The organism is Micromonospora sp. NPDC048999 (assembly GCF_040649295.1).
GTDB lineage: Bacteria > Actinomycetota > Actinomycetes > Mycobacteriales > Micromonosporaceae > Micromonospora.
Window position 1 is genome coordinate 40186 of record NZ_JBEZFI010000012.1, and the last position, 17859, is coordinate 58044.

Consider the following 17859-nt stretch of genomic DNA (forward strand, 5'->3'; position numbering starts at 1 on the left):
TACGGTGGGCGATCGTGGAACAACCTGCGGATTCGCGGGCCCGGCGACTCTTCGGGGGCAGTGCCCGGTCGCTCGGCGACCTGGCTGCCAGCCCGTTCCGGGCCGACCGGGACCGGATCGTCGCGTCGCCGTTCTTCGCCCGGCTGGTCGGGGTGACCCAGGTGATCAGCCCGGGCGGGTCGGGCCTGCTGGTGCACAACCGGCTCACCCACAGCCTCAAGGTCGCCCAGGTGGCGCGGGCGATCGCCGAGCGGCTCACCGCCGACGAGGCGCCCCGCGAGCTTTTGGAGAAGCTGGGCGGCTGCGACCCGGACGTGGTGGAGGCGGCGGCGCTGGCCCATGACCTCGGCCACCCGCCCTTCGGGCATCTGGGGGAGCGGGTGCTGGACCGGCTGGCCCGCCAGCGGCTCGGGCTGCCCGACGGCTTCGAGGGCAACGCCCAGTCGTACCGGATCGTCACCAGCACCGAGATCCGCGGCGCGGCGACCACCGGGTTGGACCTGACCGCGGCGGTCCGGGCGGCGATGCTGAAATATCCCTGGACCCGCCTGGATCACCCGGACCCGCATCCGCGGCACCTCGACCCGGCGCCGCGCGGCGCGGCCGTCCCGCCCGACGACCCGGAGAGCGGGTCGGCGAAGTTCGGCGCGTACCGGACCGAGGTGGACGACCTGCGGCAGGCCCGGGAGCCGTTCGCCGACCGGATCCCGGACTGGCAGCAGACCCCGGAGGCGTCCATCATGGACACCGCCGACGACATCGCGTACGCCATCCACGACGTCGAGGACTTCTATCGGGTCGGGGTGCTCCAGCAGGGCGCGGTGGCCGCCGAGCTGATGGCCTGGCAGCGGGAGAGCGGGCACCTCCGCTCGATCACCGACGCGGCGCTGGCCGCCGCCGGCCGGCGTCCCGGCGCCGCCATCGAACGGCTGCGCCGCCAGCTGCACCGCAAGGATGCCTGGATCGCCGACGACGAGGCGTTCGCCGCCGCCGTCGAGCACGTCCGTGAGGAACTGGTGGAGGGGCTGCTGGCGCTGCCGTTCGACGGTTCGATCGAGGCGGAGCAGTACGTGGCCCGCTTCTCCGCCCGCTGGTCCACCCGGTTCGTCGAGGCGATCACGGTCACCCCGGAGCCGGACGTCCGCTCCGGCCACGTGCTGCTGGCCGAGGCGCAGTGGCACGAGGTGCAGGTGCTCAAGTTCGTCCACCACCGGTTCGTGCTGGCCCGCCCCGATCTGGCGCTGCACCAGCGGGGCCAGGCGCGACTGCTCGGCACCCTCGTGGAGGCGCTCTGGGAGTGGCTGCTCGACCCGGAGGAGGAATCCCGTCTGCCCCGCCGCCTGCACGATCTGGTCGAGCTGGCCGAGGCGGAACTGCATCCGCGTACACCGGACCGGATCGGCCGGGCCCGGGGCCGGGCGATCGTGGACTTCGTCGCCCAGCTCACCGACGGGCAGGCGGTGGCGATGCTGGACTCGCTCTCCGGCCGCTCGGGCGCCCTCTGGACGGACGCGTTCGTGCTCTAAAGGGCCGGCACGCCCTTCACCACCGTGTCCGGTGGCACGTCCCGAACCACGCAGGCGCCCGCGCCCACGGTGGCCCCGGCTCCGACCCGTAGGCCGGGCAGCACTACCGCGCCCGCCCCAACCAGCGCGCCCGGGCCCAGCTCCACGTCGCCGGAGACGGCGGCGAGCGGGTGCAGCGACACGAAGTCACCGACGACGCAGTCGTGCGCGAGGGTGGCGTTCTGGTTCACGTGCAGGTGTCGGCCGGCGGTCACGTTCGTGGTGATCCGCGCCCCAGCGAAGACAATCAGGCCTTCGCCGGCGACCAGGTCGGCGCCGACGGTGGCGTCCGGGTGCACCAGGCTGGCCGCGGGCAACCCGAGCGGGTCGAGCCGCTGCCCGACAGTCCGCCGGACCCGAGGGTCGCCCAGGCCGAGGACCAGGTGGGTCTGCGTCGGCAGGTCGGCCAGGGCGGACACCGGCCCGAGGTACGCCAGGCCGGCCGCCTCCACCCGCTTGCGGTTCTGCTCCGACGGGTTGTCGTCCACGAAGCCGAGAAGCCGCCACGGTGGCCGGCCGGCGGCGGCGTTGACCGCGCTCGCCAGCTGGGCGATCTCCCGCCCGTGCCCGCCGCAACCGACGATGACGAGGCCGAGGCTCATGGGCGGATATTCTAGTCAAATCCGGGTGCAAGAGCGTCTTGTCCGGCTTTTTCCGGCAGGCGTGTCAGGCGACAGCCTGCCACCAGCCGTCCACGGGCGGCGGGTCGTCCACCACGACCCGCTCGCCGGGGCGCGGCACCGCCAGCCGGACGTCCCGGGCCTTCGCCTCGGCCCAGAGTCGGTCCACCGGCTCGGACCAGTCGTGCAGGGCCAGGTTGAAGGTGGCCCAGTGCACCGGGATGAACAGGTCGCCGCGCAGCTCGAGGTGGGCGGCGACCGCCTCCTCCGGGAACATGTGGATGCTCGGCCAGGCCTGGTCGTACGCCCCGATCTGCATGAGTGTGACGTCGAACGGGCCGTGCTCGGCGCCGATCCGTGCGTAGCCGTCGAAGTAGCCGGAGTCGCCGGTGTAGAAGACCTTCCGCTCCGCCCCGGCCACCACCCAGGAGCTCCACAGGGTGCCGTCGCGGCGCAGCCCGCGGCCGGAGAAGTGCTGGGCGGCGGTGGCGGTGAGGGTCACGCCACCCACCTGGTGGCTCTCCGACCAGTCCAGCTCGACGATCCGGTCCGCCGGCACGCCCCAGCGGTCGAGGTGGGCGCCCACCCCGAGCGGGACGACGAACGGCGCGGACTGGTGGGCGAGCAGCCCGCGTACGGTCGCCATGTCCAGGTGGTCGTAGTGGTCGTGCGAGATGACGATCGCGTCGAGGCGGGGCAGCTCGTCGAGGCGTACCGGTGGCTCGTGGATGCGGCGCGGACCGATCAGGGCCGACGGCGAGCAGCGGTCGCTCCACACCGGGTCGACCAGCACCCGGTGCCCCTCGACCTCGATCAGCAGCGAGGCGTGGCCGTACCAGACGACGCCCAGCTCGCGGGTGCGGTCCGCCGGCGCCGGATCGGCCGGCCGCAGCAGCGGGACGGCGCTGCGGGGCCGCCGCTGCTGCTTGCCGAAGAGCATCTCCTTGAACAGGTTGCGCCCGGGGTCGGCGACCATCATGCGGGTGCTCGTCGGGTTGTGGAAGGTGCCGTCCCGGAAGCGGGGGGAGCGCGCCGCGCGTTCCGCTCGGGCGCCGGCCAGCCGGCCGCCGAGTTGCAGGGGCACGTCGCGACCCACCCAGGCCAGCCCGGCCAGCGCCGCGACCCCGGCCGTCCGCCACAGCCGGCGGCTCAGTGCCCGCTCGACCGCCCGCTCCTGCCCTGCGCCCATCCCCGTCCCTCCGCCGTTTCCCACGGGCCACCATCGCGGCCGCCCGGTCGTCGCCGCGTACACGGTAGCCACCCCGACCTCGGTTCGCCTCCGGGCTCGGCGCAGCACCGCGGCAGGGTGCGCCCTCGACCGGGGGTGCTACCCGGAAAAGGACGAATTGAACCGGCTTTCCTGCGCCCGGGCATGAGGGTTCCCGGCTCCTTTGGAGCTGATGTCGCAAACGACTCAGGTTCCGCACCCCGCTATAAAAACGTGATGGGAACAACGCCGACCCTTGTCGTCGTCAGCGGACCATCGGGGGCCGGCAAGACGACACTCGCGCACCTGCTCGCCCGGCGGGTCGGTTGCCCGGCGATCTGCCGGGACGAGATCAAGGAGGGCATGGTCCACGCGGCCGGCGACTTCATCGCCGCACCGAGCGACGAGCTGACCCGGCGGACCCTGCCCACGTTCTTCAAGGTGCTGCAACTGCTCCTGACCGCCGGCGTCACCACGGTCGCCGAGGCGGCCTTCCAAGACCACGTTTGGCGCCCCGGCCTGCAGCCATTGATCGGGATCGCCGAGATTCGGGTGGTGCACTGCCAGGTCACCGCGCAGACGGCCTTCGACCGCATCCAGCGCCGGCAGGACGAGCACGCGATCCGGCGCGCCCACGCCGACGCGTACCTCGGCGATCATCAGACCCATGCCGTCGGCCACCACGGCTTCCAGCCCGTCCGGCTCGACGTGCCCGAGATCGAGGTGGCCACCGGCGATGGTTATCGTCCTGGGCTCGACGAGATCGTTGCCTTCGTGAACGCCGGACGATGAGCCACCCGTGATCACCTCCCGCCGTGCTGAAACCGGCCGTCCATCGGAAATCCGTTGGCGACGTCACAGCCGACTCAGCTCCAAAGGAGCTCGCTGACCATGTCGCCGGTCGGCCACGGCGCGACGTACCCCGGAAAGGGGTGACCGCCGCGCCCCGGGTGCGGGGGCGCGGCGGTCAGTGAGCCCTGCGGCGGTGGACCCGCCGCGGGGCTCAGGAGCCCGGGGTGCCGGCGCGCTTCGACGTCGCCGTGAGGTAGTCCCGGTTGAGCCGACCGATGGTGTTCAGCGGGATGCCCTTCGGGCAGGCCGCCGCGCACTCGCCGATGTTGGTGCAGCCGCCGAAGCCGGCCTCGTCGTGCGCGTCCACCATGCCGATCACCCGGGTGTACCGCTCCGGCTGGCCCTGAGGCAGCAGCGAGAGCTGGGTGATCTTGGCGGCGGTGAACAGCATGCCGGAGCCGTTCGGGCAGGCCGCCACGCAGGCGCCGCAGCCGATGCAGGCGGCCGACTCGAAGGCGGCGTCCGCGTCGGCCTTGGCCACCGGGGTGGAGTGCGCCTCCGGGGCGCTGCCGGTCGGCGCGGTGACGTACCCACCGGCGGCGATGATCCGGTCGAAGGCGTTCCGGTTGACCACCAGGTCCTTCACGACCGGGAAGGCGCGGGCCCGCCACGGCTCGATGTCGATCGTGTCGCCGTCGGAGAACTGCCGCATGTGCAGCTGGCACGCGGTGGTGCCGCGCTGCGGGCCGTGCGCGTCGCCGTTGATCATAAGGCTGCACATGCCGCAGATGCCCTCGCGGCAGTCGTGGTCGAACGCGATCGGCTCCTCGCCGGAGAGGATGAGCCGCTCGTTGAGCACGTCGAGCATCTCCAGGAACGACATGTCCGGGGACACGTCCTCGACCTGGTAGGTGACCATCCGACCCTTGTCCTCGGGGCCGGGCTGGCGCCAGATGCGCAGGGTCAGGTTCACTTGTAGCTCCGCTGCGTGGGGTGGACGTATTCGAACTGCAGGTCTTCCTTGTGCAGCACGGGCTGGTCGCCGGTGTACTCCCAGGCCGCCACGTAGGCGAACCGGTCGTCGTCGCGCTGCGCCTCACCGTCGGGGGTCTGGTGCTCGGCCCGGAAGTGGCCGCCGCAGGACTCCTCGCGGTGCAGGGCGTCGATGCACATGAGCTCGGCCAGCTCGAAGAAGTCGGCCACCCGGCCGGCCTTCTCCAGCGACTGGTTGAGCCCCTCGCCGTCGCCCGGGACGCGGACCCGCTGCCAGAACTGCTCGCGCAGGGCGCGGATCTCGTCGATCGCCTTGCGCAGCCCGGCCTCGGTGCGGTCCATGCCGCAGTGCTCCCACATGATCTGGCCCAGCTCCCGGTGGAACGAGTCCACCGTCCGGTCGCCGTTGATGGAGAGCAGCTTCTGGATCCGCTCCTCGACGGCCGTGCGCGTCGCCACTGCCTCGGGGTGGCTGGCGTCGACCTTCCCGTACGACCCGACGCCGGCCAGGTAGTTGGCCAGGGTGTTCGGCAGCACGAAGTAGCCGTCGGCCAGGCCCTGCATCAGCGCCGAGGCACCGAGGCGGTTCGCGCCGTGGTCGGAGAAGTTCGCCTCACCGATCACGAACAGGCCCGGGATGGTCGACTGGAGGTCGTAGTCGACCCAGAGGCCGCCCATCGTGTAGTGCACGGCGGGGTAGATCCGCATCGGGACCTCGTACGGGTCCTCGCCGGTGATCCGCTCGTACATCTCGAAGAGGTTGCCGTACTTCGCCTCGATGGCCTTGCGGCCGAGCCGGTTGATCGCGTCGGCGAAGTCCAGGTAGACGCCGAGCCCGCCCGGGCCGACGCCGCGGCCCTCGTCGCAGACGTTCTTCGCGGCGCGGGAGGCGATGTCCCGGGGCACCAGGTTGCCGAAGGAGGGGTAGATCCGCTCCAGGTAGTAGTCCCGCTCGGCCTCGGGGATGTCCTTCGGACTGCGGTCGTCGCCCTTGGCCTTCGGCACCCAGACCCGGCCGTCGTTACGCAGCGACTCGCTCATCAGGGTCAGCTTCGACTGGTGGTCGCCGGAGACCGGGATACAGGTCGGGTGGATCTGCGTGTAGCAGGGGTTGGCGAAGTACGCGCCCTTGCGGTGCGCCCGCCAGGAGGCGGTGACGTTGCAGCCCTTGGCGTTGGTGGAGAGGTAGAAGACGTTGCCGTAGCCGCCGGAGGCGAGCACGACCGCGTCGGCCATCTCGGTGGTGATCTCACCGGTGACCAGGTCCCGCACCACGATGCCGCGCGCCCGGCCCTCGACGATGACCAGTTCCAGCATCTCGTGGCGGGCGTTCATCTCCACGTTGCCCAGGCCGATCTGCCGCTCCAGGGCCTGGTACGCGCCGAGCAGCAGCTGCTGGCCCGTCTGGCCCCGAGCGTAGAAGGTGCGCTGTACCTGCGCACCGCCGAACGACCGGGTGTCGAGCAGGCCGCCGTACTCGCGGGCGAACGGGACGCCCTGGGCGACGCACTGGTCGATGATGTTGACCGAGACCTCGGCCAGCCGGTGCACGTTCGACTCACGGGAGCGGAAGTCGCCGCCCTTGACCGTGTCGTAGAAGAGCCGGTGCACCGAGTCGCCGTCGTTGCGGTAGTTCTTGGCGGCGTTGATGCCACCCTGGGCGGCGATCGAGTGGGCCCGGCGCGGGCTGTCCTGGTAGCAGTAGGACTTGACGTGGTAGCCCTGCTCGGCCAGGGTCGCCGCGGCGGAGCCGCCGGCCAGGCCGGTGCCCACCACGATCACGGTCAGCTTCCGGCGGTTGGCCGGGTTGACCAGCTTCGCCTCGAAGCGGCGGCGATCCCACCGGGTCTCGATGGGGCCGTCCGGGGCCTTGGTGTCGGCGATCGGGTCGCCTTCGGTGTAGAGATCCATGTCAGGACACCAATCCGGTGAGTACGGCGAACGGAACCACCAGGTAGCCGCCGACCAGCACGACGGCGAAGACCAGCGCGGCGGTCCGGGCCCGGCGCTCGCCCTTCGGGGTCTGCTGGCCGAGGCTGCGGAACGCGCTGAACGCGCCGTGCCGCAGGTGGAAGCCGAGCATGACGAGGGCCAGGACGTAGAAGAGGGTGACGTACCAGCGCTCCGGGGCGAAGTCGGCGACCACGTTGCCGTACGGGTTGCTCGGGTCGCCCTTCGGGTTCAGGTGACCGGTGGTCAGGTCCAGGATGTGGTAGATCACGAAGAGCAGGATGATCACCCCACCCCAGCGCATCGTGCGGGCCGCGTAGTTCACGTGGATCTTGCGGCGGTGCGCGTACGGCACCGGGCGGGCGGCGCGGGCGCGCATCGCCAGGGCGGTGGCGGCCCCGATGTGGCCGAGCACGGCCACGGTCAGCACGGTCCGCTGGATCCACAGGAACCAGGTCGAGGGCAGCAGCGGCTTGCCGAGGTCGCGCAGCCAGGCCGCGTAGTGGTCGAACGAGGTCTCCCCCGTGAACACCTTCAGGTTGCCGAGCATGTGCAGGATCAGGAACAGCACAAGGAGAATGCCCGTCACCGCCATGACGGCCTTCAGGCCGATGTTCGAGCGGATGGGCGACCGAGTTTTCGTGATTACCACGTGACCGACGCTAGGAGCAGTTCGATCAGTCGTCCAATGCATCGACCCCGCAGTCTTGATAGCCGTAAGCTATTGAGATGCAGCTCCACCAGCTCCGGTACTTCGTCGCGGTCGCAGAAGTACGACATTTCACCCAAGCCGCTGACCTGGTGGGCATCACCCAGCCCTCGTTGAGTAAGCAAATTCACGCCTTGGAGACCGACCTCGGGGCCCCGTTGTTCGAGCGGGTAAGGGGCAACATCACCCTCACCGCGGCGGGCGAGGTGCTGTTGCCCCTGGCCAAGCGGATCCTCGCCGACGTCGACACCGCCACCCGAGAGGTGCAGGAACTGGTCGGGCTGCGCCGCGGCCGGGTGCGGCTCGGCGCCACGCCCAGCCTGGCCACCTCGCTCGCGCCCCCGGTGCTACGCCGGTTCCGCGACGCGCACCCCACCGTCGACCTACGGGTGGAGGAGGGCGGCTCCCAGGACCTGGTCCGCGACCTGCTCCGCGGCGACCTCGACCTGGCCCTGATCATCATGCCGGCCGGCGGCACCGACCCGGGGCTGCGCGCCGACCCGATCCTGCGGGAGAGCCTGGTGGTCGCCTCGGTCGACCCGCTGCCCGTCGCCTCCGAGGGCGGCGAGATACGCATCACCGACCTGCGCGACCAGCCCCTCGTCATGTTCCGCGAGGGCTACGACCTGCGCGACGCCACCCTCCACGCGTGCCGGGAGGCCGGCTTCGAGCCGCGGCTGTCGGTGGACGGCGGGGAGATGGACGCCGTGCTCAGCTTCGTCGAGGCGGGGCTCGGCGTCGCGCTGGTGCCGGGCATCGCGGTGGCCCGCCGGGCCGGCATCCGGGTCACCCGGCTCGCCCGGCCCGGCGTACGGCGCACCATCGCGGTGGCCCGCCGCCGCGACGTGGTGCCCACCCACGCCGGCCGTGAGCTGCGCCGCATCCTGCTGGAGTACGTCCACGACGCCACCTTCGGCAACGAGCTCCCGCCCGGGGTGGAACCCCTGCCGTGACTAACGCCCCTCGGCCTCGTCCATCGCCCGGTAGATGCGCTGCTCGGAGACCGGATACGGGGTGCCGAGCGCCTGGGCGAAGACGTTCACCCGCAGCTCCTCGATCATCCAGCGGAGCTGCCGGACCGCCGTCGACTGCCGCTTCGCGGGCGGTAGGGCGTTCAGCAGGTCCTGGTACTCCCGCTGCACCACGGCGATCCGGTCCTGCTGCTGTTTGTCCCGCTGCGGGTTCCCGGGCAGCCGGTCCAGCCGGCGCTCGATCGCGGTGAGGTAGCGCAGCAGGTCGGGCAGCCGGGCGTACCCGGCCTCGGTGATGAAGCCCTTGTGCACCAGGCCGCCGAGCTGGTTGCGGATGTCGGCCAGGGCGGCCACCACGGCCAGGTTCTTCGTCGCGCCGAGCCGCTGCTCCACCGCGTACGCGGCGGCGAGCACCTGCCGGACCCGGCCCATCACCTCGACCGATGTGTCGACCAGGTCGGCGCGGACCTTGTCGCGCAGCGCGGCGAAACCCTCGGCGTCCCAGGCCGGGCCGCCCGCGTCGGCCATCAGCCGGTCGATCGCCGCGCCGGTCGCGTCCTCGATCAGCGCCTGCACCCCGCCGTGCGGGTTGCGCGACAGCGCCAGCTTGGCCTCGTTGGAGAGGCGCCCCTGGAGGAACTTCGCCGGGGACGGCAGGATCAGCCGGAGCAGCCGCCGGGTGCCCGCCCAGTGCGCGGCCTCCTGCTCGGCCGGGGAGTCGAACACCTTCACCCCGACCGTGGCGCCCTCGTCGACCAGCGCCGGGTACGCGGTCACCGCGTATCCGGCGCGGACCTGCTCGATGGTGCGAGGAAGATCGTCGATGCTCCACTCACGGAGGCCTGTCCGGGCGACGTCGGGCGCGGCGGCGGCGACGACCTGGCGTACCTCCTGGCGGAGTTGGCGTTGCAGGGCCGGCAGGTCCTTGCCCTCGGCGACCGGCTTGTCGTCCTCGCCCAGCACCCGGAAGGTGACCCGCAGGTGCGGCGGGAGCTTGGCCAGGTCCCAGGCGTCCGGCGGCACGGTCACCCCGGTCATCCGGCGCAGCTGCCGGGCGAGCCCGTCCAGCAGCGGCTCCTCCCCGGGGGTGATCGCGGCCAGGGCCGCCCGCGCGTAGTCGGGCACCGGGACGAAGTTGCGCCGGATCGCCTTGGGCAGCGACCGGATCAGCGCGATGACCAACTCCTCGCGTAGCCCGGGCACCTGCCAGTCGAAGCTCTCCGCCGGCACCTGGTTCAGCAGCGGCAGCGGGATGTCCACCGTGACGCCGTCGGTCGGGGTGCCCGGGTCGAAGGTGTACGTCAGCGGCAGCGTGACCGCCTCGGTGCGCCACTCGTCCGGGTAGTCGCCCTCGGCCACCCCGCCGCGACCCGAGTTGATCAGCAGGTCGCGGGTGAAGGTGAGCAGATCCGGCCGCTCCCGGCGGGTCGTCTTCCACCAGGTGTCGAAGTGCCGGCCGGAGACCACGTCGGCGGGGATCCGCTGGTCGTAGAACTCGAAGATCGTCTCGTCGTCGACCAGGATGTCCCGCCGCCGAGCCCGGTTCTCCAGCTCCTCGATCTCGGCGAGCAGCCGCTGGTTGTCTCGCCAGAACTGGTGGTGGGTCTGCCAGTCGCCCTCGACCAGGGCGTGCCGGATGAACAGCTCGCGGGAGAGCGCCGGGTCGATCCGCCCGAAGTTGACCTTGCGGGAGGTGACGATCGGGATGCCGTACAGGGTCACCTTCTCGTACGCCATCACCGCCGCCTGCTTCTTCTCCCAGTGCGGCTCGCTGTAGCTGCGCTTGACCAGGTGCTGGGCGAGCGGCTCGACCCACTCGGGCTCGACCCGGCCGGCGACCCGGCCCCAGAGCCGGGAGGTCTCCACCAGTTCGGCGGCCATCACCCAGCGCGGCGGCTTCTTGAACAGCGCCGAGCCGGGGAAGATCCCGAACTTCGCCCCCCGCGCGCCCAGGTACTCGTGCTTCTGGGCGTCCTTCAGCCCGAGGTGGGAAAGCAGGCCGGGCAGCAGCGACTGGTGCACCTTCGGGGTGTCGATCTCCTCCGGCAGGTCCGCCCCGGCGCCGCGCCGATCGTCACCCTTCTCCGTCGTACGCAGCACCTGGCGCAACTGGCTGACGATGTCCTGCCACTCGCGTACCCGCAGGTAGTTGAGGTATTCCGCCTTGCACATCCGGCGGAACGCGCTGGAGGACAGGGCGCGCTGCTGCTCGCGCAGATACCGCCACAGGTTGAGGTACGCGACGAAGTCCGACTCCTTGTCGGCGAACCGGGCGTGCGCCTGGTCGGCCTGGGCCTGCTTGTCGGCGGGTCGCTCGCGCGGGTCCTGGATGGAGAGCGCGGCAGCGATCACCACGACCTCGGTGGCGCAGCCGTTGCGCTCGCCCTCAAGGACCATCCGGGCCAGCCGGGGATCGACCGGGAGCTGGGCCAGCCGCCGGCCCAGCGGGGTGAGCCGCTTCGCCGGGTCGGTCTCGGCCGGGTCGAATGCGCCCAACTCGTGCAGCAGGTTGACCCCGTCGGTGATGTTGCGCCGGTCCGGCGGGTCGATGAACGGGAACGCGGCGATGTCACCGAGCCCGATCGAGGTCATCTGCAGGATGACCGAGGCGAGGTTGGTGCGCAGGATCTCCGGGTCGGTGAACTCGGGGCGGGAGGCGAAGTCCTCCTCGTCGTAGAGGCGGATGCAGATGCCGTCCGAGGTACGCCCACAGCGTCCCTTGCGCTGGTTGGCGCTTGCCTGGGAGACCGGCTCGATGGGAAGCCGCTGCACCTTGAGCCGGCTGGAGTAGCGGGAGATCCTGGCCGTGCCCGGGTCCACCACGTACTTGATGCCGGGGACGGTCAGCGAGGTCTCCGCGACGTTGGTGGCGAGCACCACCCGACGCCCGGCGTGCGGGGCGAACACCCGGTGCTGCTCGGCGGTGGACAGCCGGGCGTACAGCGGCAGGATCTCGGTGCCCAGCAGGGACCGCTTCTTCTGCACCAGCTTGCCGAGCGCCTCCGCGGTGTCCCGGATCTCGCGCTCGCCGCTGAGGAAGACCAGGATGTCGCCCGGTCCCTCGGCGGCCAACTCCTCGACCGCGTCGCCGATGGCCTGGATCTGGTCGCGGACGTTCTCCTCGTCGGCCTCGTCCTCCTCCTCGGCCTCGGTGACCTCGACCAGCGGCCGGTAACGCACCTCGACCGGATACGTCCGCCCGGACACCTCGACGATCGGCGCGGGGTTGCCGTCGGCGTCGGCGAAGTGCTTCGCGAACCGGTCGGTCTCGATGGTCGCCGAAGTGATGATCACCTTGAGGTCGGGTCGGCGGGGCAGGAGCTGCCTGAGGTAGCCCAGGATGAAGTCGATGTTGAGGCTGCGCTCGTGCGCCTCGTCGATGATCAACGTGTCGTACTGGCGCAGCATCCGGTCGTTCTGCAACTCGGCCAGCAGGATGCCGTCGGTCATCAGCTTGACCAGGCTCTGCTCGCCGACCTGGTCGGTGAAGCGGACCTTGTAGCCGACCACGCCGCCCAGCTCGGTGCCGAGCTCCTGCGCGATCCGGTCCGCCACCGTACGCGCGGCGAGCCGGCGGGGCTGGGTGTGGCCGATCAGCCCGTTGATCCCGCGGCCCAGCTCCAGGCAGATCTTGGGCAGCTGGGTGGTCTTGCCGGAGCCGGTCTCGCCGGCCACGATCACCACCTGGTGATCGCGGATGGCGGCGGCGATGTCGTCCTTGCGCTCGCTCACCGGCAGCTGCGCTGGGTAGGTGATCGTCGGCAGCGCGGCCCGCCGGCTCGCCAGGCGCGCCTCGGCCTGGGCCACCTCGGCCGCGATCTCGGCGAGCGCCGACTCGCGCCGCTGCGGGTCGCGCAGCTTCCGGACCCCGTCCAGGCGCCGCTGGAGGCGCCGCTGGTCGCGGAACATCAGGGGGGAGAGGCGGCGGTGCAGGTCGCGGACGGTCTCGGGCGCGGCGGGTACGGCTGGATTCTGCATGTCGTCGCCTAGGATAGGCAGCCGCGCGTCGGAGCGCGCCGGGGTTACCGCCGGTCCACGCCCGACGAGAGTGGCCGCCGAGGTCGACAACGGGACGTGATGATCATGCGGGACACCGATCGGGCACTGGTGCAGGCCGCCACGGCCGTCGCGAAGCTGCGCTGCCGCAGCGACAACCACACCGTCGCCGCCGCCGCGCGAACCACCGACGGCCGGGTGTTCACCGGCGTGAACGTCTACCACTTCACCGGCGGCCCGTGCGCCGAGGTGGTGGCGATCGGGGCCGCGGCCACCCAGGGCGCCGGCGACCTGGAGACCATCGTCGCGGTGGGGGACCGAGGCCGGGGCGTCCTCCCGCCGTGCGGTCGCTGCCGGCAGGTGCTCCTCGACTACTACCCGTCGATCAGGGTGATCGTCGGCCCGATGGACGCGCTGCGCGCGGTCCCGGTCGCCGACCTGCTGCCCGAGACGTACGTCTGGTCGGACCACCAGGTGGAGACGCCGGCCGTGCCGCGTACCGGGGTGTGGCCGATGCCGGCGGTGCCGGGCAGCCGGGAGGCCGCGGAGGAGTAGTCAGTCTCCGGCCGCCATCTCCAGCATGGACGTGGGCACCGGGACCGATTCGAACCGGAGCACGCCCTCCGGCACCTGCCAACTCATCACCCGGGCGACCAACTGTCCGGCGCTCACGGCCGGGTCGTTGGCGTAGAGCTCGCGGGCCAGCTGCGGATCCACCGACAGCACGGCGAAGCCGCGGATCCGCGCGTCGTCGCCGCCGAGGAACGGGCCGGCGGCCAGCAGCGCCCCCTGCTCCACCAGCCCGGCCTGGTGGGCCAGATGCGTGTCCCGCAGCCGGTCGGCCGCGTCCCGGGGCAACTTCGGTGGGTTGTCGGGGCGCACCAGGAGGACGACGGTGTGCTGGTCGAATCGCATGCCCTCAGCGTAGGGGGCAAACCGCTCGAAAAGGGGCTAGCCGTGCAGGGCGTGCCGGTGCCGCCGCGTACGACGTATGCGGCGCCGCCGACCCCAGGTTAGGGTCGCCTAACCTGCCTAGTTAAGGTAAGGCGAACCTAATCTGAAAGGGGCGGGAGTTTCGTGACCACCGTCGCCGTGCGGCCCGCCCAGGCCGGCACCCCCAGCCGTCGAGGCGTCCGACGCCGCCTCGCGGTCACCCTGGCGGCGGCGCTCCTGCTCACCGTCGCGCTGCTGGCCAGCCTGGCGCTCGGCAGCCGCCCGCTCCCCGTCGACGCGGTGTGGGGCGCGCTCACCGCCCCGGACGGCGGGGACGCCAGCACGATCGTCCGCGAGTTGCGGATGCCGCGTACCGCCCTGGGGCTGGTCGTCGGGCTCGCCCTGGCCGTCGCCGGGGTGCTCTTCCAGGCCGTCACCCGCAACCCCCTCGCCGAGCCGCGCATCCTCGGCGTCAGCGCCGGCGCGTCCGTCGGCGTGGTGCTGGCCATCGCCGTCTTCGGCGTCAGCACCCTCACCGGGTACGTCTGGTTCGGCGTCGCCGGCGCGCTCCTGGCCGGTCTGCTGGTCTTCACCGTCGCCAACCGCACCCGCGACGGCGCCAGCCCGGTCACCCTCGCGCTGGTCGGCGCGGCCCTCGACGCCAGTCTCGGCGCCATCGTGTACGCGCTGCTCAGCATCGACGCGCGCACCTTCGAGGAGTACCGGTTCTGGGTGGTCGGCGGCCTCACCGGCCGGGACGTCGGCGTCGCCGGGCGGGTGCTCCCGTTCGTCCTCGCCGGGGTGGCCCTGGCCGCCCTGGTCGCCCGTGGCCTCGACGCGCTCGCCCTCGGCGACGACGTCGCCCGCGGCCTGGGGCACCGGATCGCCCTGGTACGCCTCGGGGCCGGCATCGCCGGCGTGCTGCTCACCGGCGCCGCCGTCGCCGCCGCCGGACCGATCGCCTTCGTCGGCCTGGCCGTGCCGCACCTGGCCCGGTCCCTGGTCGGCGCCGACCACCGGTGGACCCTGCTGGTCGCCGGGCTGCTCGGGCCGGCCCTGCTGCTCGGCGCCGACATCGTCGGCCGGCTCGTCGCCCCGCCCGGCGAAGTCCCGGCCGGCATCGTCACCGCGCTGATCGGTGCCCCCCTGCTCGCCTTCCTGGTCCGTCGTGCCCGGGTGGTGACCGCATGACGCCCCGCCACGTCCGTGATGCCCTGAAGGCGGCCCGATGAGCGCGCCGAACCTGGCCCTGCCCGGGCGGTCGCTGCTGCGGGTCGGGCCGGTGACCCTGCAGGTCCGCCGCCGCCCGGTGCTCGTGGCCGCCACGCTGGTCCTGCTGCTCGCCGGTGCCGTCGTGCTCAGCCTCTCGCTCGGCACCCCGTACGTCGCCCCGGCCGACGTGCTGCGCGCGCTCTCCGGCGCCGGCACCCCGTACGACCTCGTGGTGCTGCACCTGCGACTGCCCCGCGTGGTGCTCGCGGCGCTGGCCGGGGCCGCTTTCGGCGTGGCCGGCACGCTGATCCAGAGCGTCGCCCGCAATCCTCTCGCGAGCCCCGACGTCATCGGCGTCACCCAGGGCGCCGGGCTGGCCGCGACGCTGGCCCTCACCGGCGGCGCCGCCGCGATCCTGGTCGCGCCCGCCGCGCTGCTCGGCGGCCTGGTCGCGGCGGCCCTGGTGTTCGCCCTGGGGGCCCGGCACGGGCTGGCGGCACAACGCTTCGTCCTCGCCGGAGTGGCGGTGGCGTTCGCGTTCCGCGCGCTCATCGAGGTGGTGATGCTCGCCGCCGACCCGATCGACGGGCTGCGCGCCCAGCTGTGGCTGATCGGCACCCTGGCCGGCAGGGGCTGGACCGAGGCCGCCTGGATCGGGGCCACCCTCGTCGTGCTGCTACCCGTGCTCGCCTGGGCGGGTTGGGCGCTGCACAACACCGCGCTGGACGACGACACCGCCCGAGGAATCGGGCTGCGGCCCGTCGCCCGGCGGATCGGGCTGGCCGCCACCGGCGTCCTGATCGCCGCCATGGTCACCGCCCAGGTCGGCGCGGTGGACTTCGTCGCCCTGGTCGCCCCGCAGGTGGCCCGCCGGCTGGTCCGGGCGGAACGGCCGCCGATGCTGTGCGCCGCGCTGCTCGGGGCGCTGCTGCTGGTGCTGGCCGACCTCGCCGGCCGTCGCCTCTTCGCCCCCGTCCAGCTTCCGGCCGGTGTGCTCACCGCGGCGATCGGCGGGCCGTACCTGATGTTCCTGCTGCTGCGCACCCGAGGGAGGCGGTCGTGACCGCGATGCTGTCCACCCGCGACCTGGTCGTCGGCTACGAAGGCCGGACGGTCCTGGACGGGCTCGACCTCGACCTGCCCGCCGACGCGTTCACCGTCATCGTCGGCCCGAACGCCTGCGGCAAGTCCACCCTGCTGCGCACCATGGCCCGGCTGCTCACCCCGCGTCGCGGCAGCGTACTGCTCGACGGCGCGGTGATCCGGGAACTGCCCACCCGCGACGTGGCCCGTCGCCTGGGCGTGCTGCCGCAGAGCCCGCTCGTGCCCGAGGGGATCACCGTCGCGGACCTGGTCGGTCGGGGCCGGCAGCCGTACCAGCGCTGGTGGCGGCAGTGGTCGACGGAGGACGGTCGGGCCGTGGAGCAGGCCATGACGCTCGCCGACGTCGCCGGGCTCGCCGACCGGCCGGTGGACACCCTCTCCGGCGGGCAGCGGCAGCGGGTCTGGATCGCGATGACCCTGGCCCAGGACACCGAGGCGCTGCTGCTGGACGAGCCGACCACCTTCCTCGACCTCGCCCACCAGGTGGAGGTGCTGGACCTGCTGCACCGGCTGCGCGCCGAGCGGGGCCGGACCGTGGTCGCCGTGCTGCACGACCTCAACCAGGCCGCCCGGTACGCCGACCACCTGGTCGCCATGCGCGCCGGCGCGGTGGTCGCGGCCGGGCCGCCGCGCGAGATCCTCACCGCCGACCTGGTCCGGGAGGTCTTCGGGCTCGACTGCCTGGTCGTGCCCTGCCCGGTCACCGGCGCCCCGCTGGTGGTGCCCGCCCTCGCCCAGCCCACGGCCGCCGTGCCGGCCGCTGTGCCGGTCGCCAGCCCGGCCGCTGTGCCGGCTCCGGCCGGCTCCTCCGTCGGCGACGCCTGAGCGCCCGTCGACCCGTACCGCATGAAAGGACCCTGATGCGTCGTCTCGCCGCCGCTCTCACCGCGGCCCTCGCCCTCGGCGTCGGCCTCACCGCCTGCGGGAAGAGCGACCCCGCCCCGGGTACGGCCACCGGCCAGACCCGGGAGATCACCCACGCGATGGGCACCACCAGGGTGCCCGTCGAGCCGAAGCGCGTGGTGGTGCTCGACACCGACAAGATCGACACGGCGCTCTCGCTCGGCGTCACGCCCGTCGGCGCGGCGACCGCCGGCGAGGCGAGGAGCTGGCCCACCTACTTCGGCGCCGAGCAGCTCGCCGGGATCAAGGAGGTCGGGGTGCTCACCGAGCCCGACCTGGAGACGATCAACGCGCTCCAGCCCGACCTGATCCTCGGCAGCAAGTTCCGCCAGGAGAAGTTCTACGACGAGTTGTCCGCCATCGCGCCGACCGTCTTCACCGAGAAGGTGGGCGTCACCTGGAAGGAGAACTTCCTCCTCGACGGCCAGGCCCTGGGCAGGGAGCAGCAGGCTCGCGACCTGCTCGCCAGCTACGAAAAGCGGGCGAAGGAGTTCGGCGCTTCGCTCGGCGACGCGGCCGCCCGCGAGATCTCCATCGTGCGCTTCATGCCCGGCAACATCCGGGTGTACGGCCCGGAGTCGTTCTCGGGCATCGTCGTCGGCGACACCGGGCTGGGTCGCCCCGTCCGGCAGCGCCTCGACGGCAAGAAGGAGCGGCGCTTCGAGCAGGTCAGCCCGGAGCGGGTCAACGAGGTGGACGGCGACGTCATCTTCGTGACCGCGTACGGCGAGACGGCCGCCGCCGAGCAGGGGAATGTCACTGCGGGCAGCCTCTGGCAGGGCCTCTCCGCGGTCAAGGCCGGCAAGGCTCACGTGGTGTCGGACGAGACGTGGATGACCGGCATCGGCGTCACCGCCGCCAACAAGATCCTCGACGACCTGGAGAAGTACCTCTCCGCCTGAGC

15 protein-coding genes are annotated in these 17859 nt (G+C 72.3%); 8 read left to right on the forward strand and 7 right to left on the reverse strand.

The genetic code is table 11. The features are described from left to right. Window positions 1-14: 14 nt before the first annotated feature. Window positions 15-1526 (forward strand): dGTP triphosphohydrolase, encoded by a 1512-nt coding sequence (gene dgt, locus AB0C02_RS15675; RefSeq protein WP_357548659.1) that lies wholly within the window; start codon window positions 15-17, stop codon window positions 1524-1526. Here the strand turns inward: dgt and AB0C02_RS15680 are convergent. Next, on the reverse strand, window positions 1523-2167 hold the full coding sequence (locus tag AB0C02_RS15680) for a NeuD/PglB/VioB family sugar acetyltransferase (RefSeq protein ID WP_357548660.1): 645 nt from the start codon (window positions 2165-2167) through the stop codon (window positions 1523-1525). The genes dgt and AB0C02_RS15680 overlap by 4 nt on opposite strands. 64 nt (window positions 2168-2231) lie before the next feature. Further along, a complete protein-coding gene (locus AB0C02_RS15685; RefSeq protein WP_357548661.1) occupies window positions 2232-3374 on the reverse strand; it encodes an MBL fold metallo-hydrolase in 1143 nt (380 codons plus the stop codon). A gap of 183 nt (window positions 3375-3557) precedes the next feature. Between AB0C02_RS15685 and AB0C02_RS15690 the strand changes: the two genes are divergently transcribed. Continuing rightward, a complete protein-coding gene (locus AB0C02_RS15690; RefSeq protein ID WP_357548662.1) occupies window positions 3558-4184 on the forward strand; it encodes an AAA family ATPase in 627 nt (208 codons plus the stop codon). Window positions 4185-4395: 211 nt separating this feature from the next. On the opposite strand, the gene AB0C02_RS15695 is transcribed toward AB0C02_RS15690, so the two are convergent. From AB0C02_RS15695 to AB0C02_RS15705, 3 genes are read right to left on the reverse strand one after another with little or no spacing between them, the layout of a single operon-like run. Then, the gene (locus tag AB0C02_RS15695) at window positions 4396-5157 is read right to left on the reverse strand and encodes a succinate dehydrogenase/fumarate reductase iron-sulfur subunit (protein WP_357548663.1); all 762 of its coding nucleotides are present in this window, start codon (window positions 5155-5157) and stop codon (window positions 4396-4398) included. Then, window positions 5154-7088 carry a fumarate reductase/succinate dehydrogenase flavoprotein subunit gene (locus AB0C02_RS15700; RefSeq protein WP_357548664.1) on the reverse strand — a complete coding sequence of 645 codons (1935 nt, stop codon included), beginning with the start codon at window positions 7086-7088 and terminating at the stop codon, window positions 5154-5156. The genes AB0C02_RS15695 and AB0C02_RS15700 overlap by 4 nt, the downstream gene beginning before the upstream one ends. Window position 7089: 1 nt before the next feature. Then, the gene (locus tag AB0C02_RS15705; RefSeq protein ID WP_357548771.1) at window positions 7090-7773 is read right to left on the reverse strand and encodes a succinate dehydrogenase cytochrome b subunit; all 684 of its coding nucleotides are present in this window, start codon (window positions 7771-7773) and stop codon (window positions 7090-7092) included. Between the two features lie 77 nt (window positions 7774-7850). On the opposite strand from AB0C02_RS15705, the gene AB0C02_RS15710 reads away from it, so the two are divergent. Next, a complete protein-coding gene (locus AB0C02_RS15710; RefSeq protein WP_357548772.1) occupies window positions 7851-8789 on the forward strand; it encodes a LysR family transcriptional regulator in 939 nt (312 codons plus the stop codon). On the opposite strand, the gene hrpA is transcribed toward AB0C02_RS15710, so the two are convergent. After that, window positions 8790-12785: an ATP-dependent RNA helicase HrpA gene (hrpA, locus tag AB0C02_RS15715; RefSeq protein WP_357548665.1), complete on the reverse strand. Its 3996-nt coding sequence runs from the start codon at window positions 12783-12785 to the stop codon at window positions 8790-8792. Window positions 12786-12890: 105 nt separating this feature from the next. Between hrpA and AB0C02_RS15720 the strand changes: the two genes are divergently transcribed. Continuing rightward, on the forward strand, window positions 12891-13358 hold the full coding sequence (locus tag AB0C02_RS15720) for a cytidine deaminase (RefSeq protein ID WP_357548666.1): 468 nt from the start codon (window positions 12891-12893) through the stop codon (window positions 13356-13358). Here AB0C02_RS15720 and AB0C02_RS15725 read toward each other — a convergent pair whose 3' ends face one another. Then, window positions 13359-13718: a YciI family protein gene (locus tag AB0C02_RS15725; protein ID WP_357548667.1), complete on the reverse strand. Its 360-nt coding sequence runs from the start codon at window positions 13716-13718 to the stop codon at window positions 13359-13361. A 162-nt stretch (window positions 13719-13880) separates the two neighbouring features. Between AB0C02_RS15725 and AB0C02_RS15730 the strand changes: the two genes are divergently transcribed. From AB0C02_RS15730 to AB0C02_RS15745, 4 genes are read left to right on the forward strand one after another with little or no spacing between them, the layout of a single operon-like run. Next, the gene (locus AB0C02_RS15730) at window positions 13881-14927 is read left to right on the forward strand and encodes an iron ABC transporter permease (RefSeq protein ID WP_357548668.1); all 1047 of its coding nucleotides are present in this window, start codon (window positions 13881-13883) and stop codon (window positions 14925-14927) included. A gap of 37 nt (window positions 14928-14964) precedes the next feature. Continuing rightward, window positions 14965-16011 (forward strand): iron ABC transporter permease, encoded by a 1047-nt coding sequence (locus AB0C02_RS15735; RefSeq protein ID WP_357548669.1) that lies wholly within the window; start codon window positions 14965-14967, stop codon window positions 16009-16011. A gap of 5 nt (window positions 16012-16016) precedes the next feature. Further along, window positions 16017-16877 carry an ABC transporter ATP-binding protein gene (locus tag AB0C02_RS15740; protein ID WP_357548773.1) on the forward strand — a complete coding sequence of 287 codons (861 nt, stop codon included), beginning with the start codon at window positions 16017-16019 and terminating at the stop codon, window positions 16875-16877. A 35-nt stretch (window positions 16878-16912) separates the two neighbouring features. Next, on the forward strand, window positions 16913-17857 hold the full coding sequence (locus tag AB0C02_RS15745; RefSeq protein WP_357548670.1) for an iron-siderophore ABC transporter substrate-binding protein: 945 nt from the start codon (window positions 16913-16915) through the stop codon (window positions 17855-17857). Window positions 17858-17859: the final 2 nt, after the last annotated feature.

What these genes read in the sequence shown, in the direction of transcription:
- AB0C02_RS15680 (WP_357548660.1), bottom strand. Translation starts at nt 2,167, where the DNA reads ATGAGCCTCGGCCTCGTCATCGTCGGTTGCGGCGGGCACGGGCGGGAG.
- AB0C02_RS15685 (WP_357548661.1), bottom strand. Translation starts at nt 3,374, where the DNA reads ATGGGCGCAGGGCAGGAGCGGGCGGTCGAGCGGGCACTGAGCCGCCGG.
- AB0C02_RS15725 (WP_357548667.1), bottom strand. Translation starts at nt 13,718, where the DNA reads ATGCGATTCGACCAGCACACCGTCGTCCTCCTGGTGCGCCCCGACAAC.
- AB0C02_RS15735 (WP_357548669.1), top strand. Translation starts at nt 14,965, where the DNA reads ATGAGCGCGCCGAACCTGGCCCTGCCCGGGCGGTCGCTGCTGCGGGTC.
- AB0C02_RS15720 (WP_357548666.1), top strand. Translation starts at nt 12,891, where the DNA reads ATGCGGGACACCGATCGGGCACTGGTGCAGGCCGCCACGGCCGTCGCG.
- AB0C02_RS15700 (WP_357548664.1), bottom strand. Translation starts at nt 7,088, where the DNA reads ATGGATCTCTACACCGAAGGCGACCCGATCGCCGACACCAAGGCCCCG.
- AB0C02_RS15745 (WP_357548670.1), top strand. Translation starts at nt 16,913, where the DNA reads ATGCGTCGTCTCGCCGCCGCTCTCACCGCGGCCCTCGCCCTCGGCGTC.
- hrpA (WP_357548665.1), bottom strand. Translation starts at nt 12,785, where the DNA reads ATGCAGAATCCAGCCGTACCCGCCGCGCCCGAGACCGTCCGCGACCTG.
- AB0C02_RS15690 (WP_357548662.1), top strand. Translation starts at nt 3,558, where the DNA reads ATGAGGGTTCCCGGCTCCTTTGGAGCTGATGTCGCAAACGACTCAGGT.
- AB0C02_RS15740 (WP_357548773.1), top strand. Translation starts at nt 16,017, where the DNA reads ATGCTGTCCACCCGCGACCTGGTCGTCGGCTACGAAGGCCGGACGGTC.